This window comes from Nocardia sp. NPDC060220 (genome assembly GCF_042727815.1).
Classification (GTDB): Bacteria; Actinomycetota; Actinomycetes; order Mycobacteriales; family Mycobacteriaceae; genus Nocardia.
In genome coordinates this window covers 1-1,945 of record NZ_JBHWZY010001098.1, presented here as the reverse complement: position 1 = coordinate 1,945, position 1,945 = coordinate 1, and the positions used below count along the sequence as shown (strand labels likewise).

The 1,945-nt window shown below is 69.2% G+C and carries 1 protein-coding gene and 1 pseudogene; both read right to left on the bottom strand.

The window, feature by feature from the left end:
* A pseudogene (locus ACFWF3_RS34050) lies at positions 1–146 on the bottom strand (phosphoribosyl-ATP pyrophosphatase); the annotation flags it as partial.
* Between the two features lie 55 nt (positions 147–201).
* Positions 202–1,945 (bottom strand): choline/carnitine O-acyltransferase (locus tag ACFWF3_RS34045; RefSeq protein WP_379318122.1); only part of this gene is annotated, 1,744 nt, incomplete at its 5' end.

The following is a 1,945-nucleotide window of genomic DNA, read 5'->3' as shown; positions in this document are numbered from 1 at the left end:
GCCTCCTCCAGGACCTTCTTGCCCTGGAAATGAACGCCTGCGTCCAGCGCGGCCACGGTGCCAGAGCCCTCGGGACGGGTCTGGGCACGCTCGGTCAGCTCGGCGAACAGGGATTCGAAGTTCTTCACGAGTAGAGATTGTTTCATACCCGACCCAGCGGTTTTCCCGGCGCACCGCGCGGTGCGGCACGCCGGGAAACGATCACGCCGGTTGAGCGAGCAGTTCGCGCAGGTCGGCTACGGCGGTGCGCAGGTGATCGGCGAAGGCGTACATCTGGTCGGACACCGATTTGGGGGTGGCCAGGTAGATGTTCCACCGATCCGGCAGCAGCACGTAGGCGATGCCGATGCAGCGCGGGCTGGTCGAGCCGAAGCCGAAGTAGCGGATGTACTTCGACGGGGCCGAGCTGGTCGAGAGGTAGTCGTCGCGCATGATCGTCCAGCCGGGGCTGTCGAACAGCGCGATCCGCTCATCGGCGACGCCGAGCTGTTCGCCGCGGCGGCGCTGGATCCACTCCAGTTCCCACAGGTGCTGCTCGGGTGCCTGCCCGGCTTGGCATTCCTTGGCCCGCGCGACGTGGGCGGACGCGGCGGTGCGCGCCGCGGCCAGCTTGGTCGCGGGGTCGGCGTCGTCGGACACCATCGCGTCGACGAACGCCACCATCTCCGGGGTCACCACGCGCATGGCCTCGGTGCGGCCGTTGCGGAACTGCCGGGTGGCGATGGATTCGTAGGTGGCGCCGGTGAGCCCCTTGCTGCGCCGGTGGGCGAGCTGGTAGCTGAGCTGAGCGAAGGCATCGGGTGAGATGCCCAGCTTCTTGGCCTCGCCGGTGCCGAAGTCGTCGAACGACACCAGCGAGGTGGCCGTGTCGGCGGCGAAGCGGGCGAAGTCGGCGCCCGCCGCGGCGATGTCGGCGCGGGCGGCGGAGTCGAGCACGAACTCGATCGGCTCCACCGAGGGCAGCCCCTGCGATTGCGCGCCGCTGGTCGCCGCGTGGTCCTGGGCGGTCCGCTCGAGCAGCGCGTCGACGAACGACAGCACGGTGGTGCCGTCGAGTCCGCAGTGCTCGATGTTGATGCCGGACTGACCGTCGGCGAAGACGATGAACGTCACCGACTTGTCGAAGTAGCGGTTGCCACTGTCACCGTGGAGCAGCTGATCGCAGGCGTGCAGTTCGTCGCGCGGGGCGAAGTCTTCCAGGCACACCGAGAACAGCGCCGTCTCCACCGCGTCGAAGGCCTCGACATTGGCGGGCTCGGTGCGCAGCACTTCCCGGCTGCGCGCCCATGCCGCACGGGCTTTCGTGGTGAGATGGCCGACCGAGGTGTCGGTCGCGGCGGGCTTGGTACCGCCCTTGATCACCGCGCGCAGCCCGTCGACCACGTCGTCGAACGCGTACGGCGCGCCGTCGGGTCCGATGACATCCATCCGGAAGATGTTGCCGCGGTAGAAGACCGCGATGTGCCGGGCATCCGAGGGGCCGGGCCATTCCGGGCTGTAGGGCTTGCGGACGCTGTCCTGGATCTCGCCGGGAATCCGGGTCTCGGAGAACAGGTACTTGTTCTGCCACATCGACAGTGCCTGCCCACGCTGGGTCACCGGCGCGATCTTCTCCGCGTCCAGCGCCAGCTTGTAATCGACGGCCGCCCCGATGATGGCGGCTGCCCGCTCGGTCTGCCCGGCGAGGGTCGACGCCGCCAGGGGGGTGTCGTCGCGGAACAGGAACACGAAGTTGGCGTTGATCGCGATCCGGTCGCGGCGGCCCAGATACCGGGACGGCCAGAATTCGTCGAGCCAGCTGCCGACGCCGGGGGTGGCGTCGTAGTCGGCCAGGGCGGCGTGCAGCGCGCGCCCCGCCCCACCGGGGCGCAGCAGCTCGGCTACCGCGCCCTCGGTGGTGGCGTAATCTTCGGCGCCGAGCAGGGGTTGACACCACTGCAGGAAC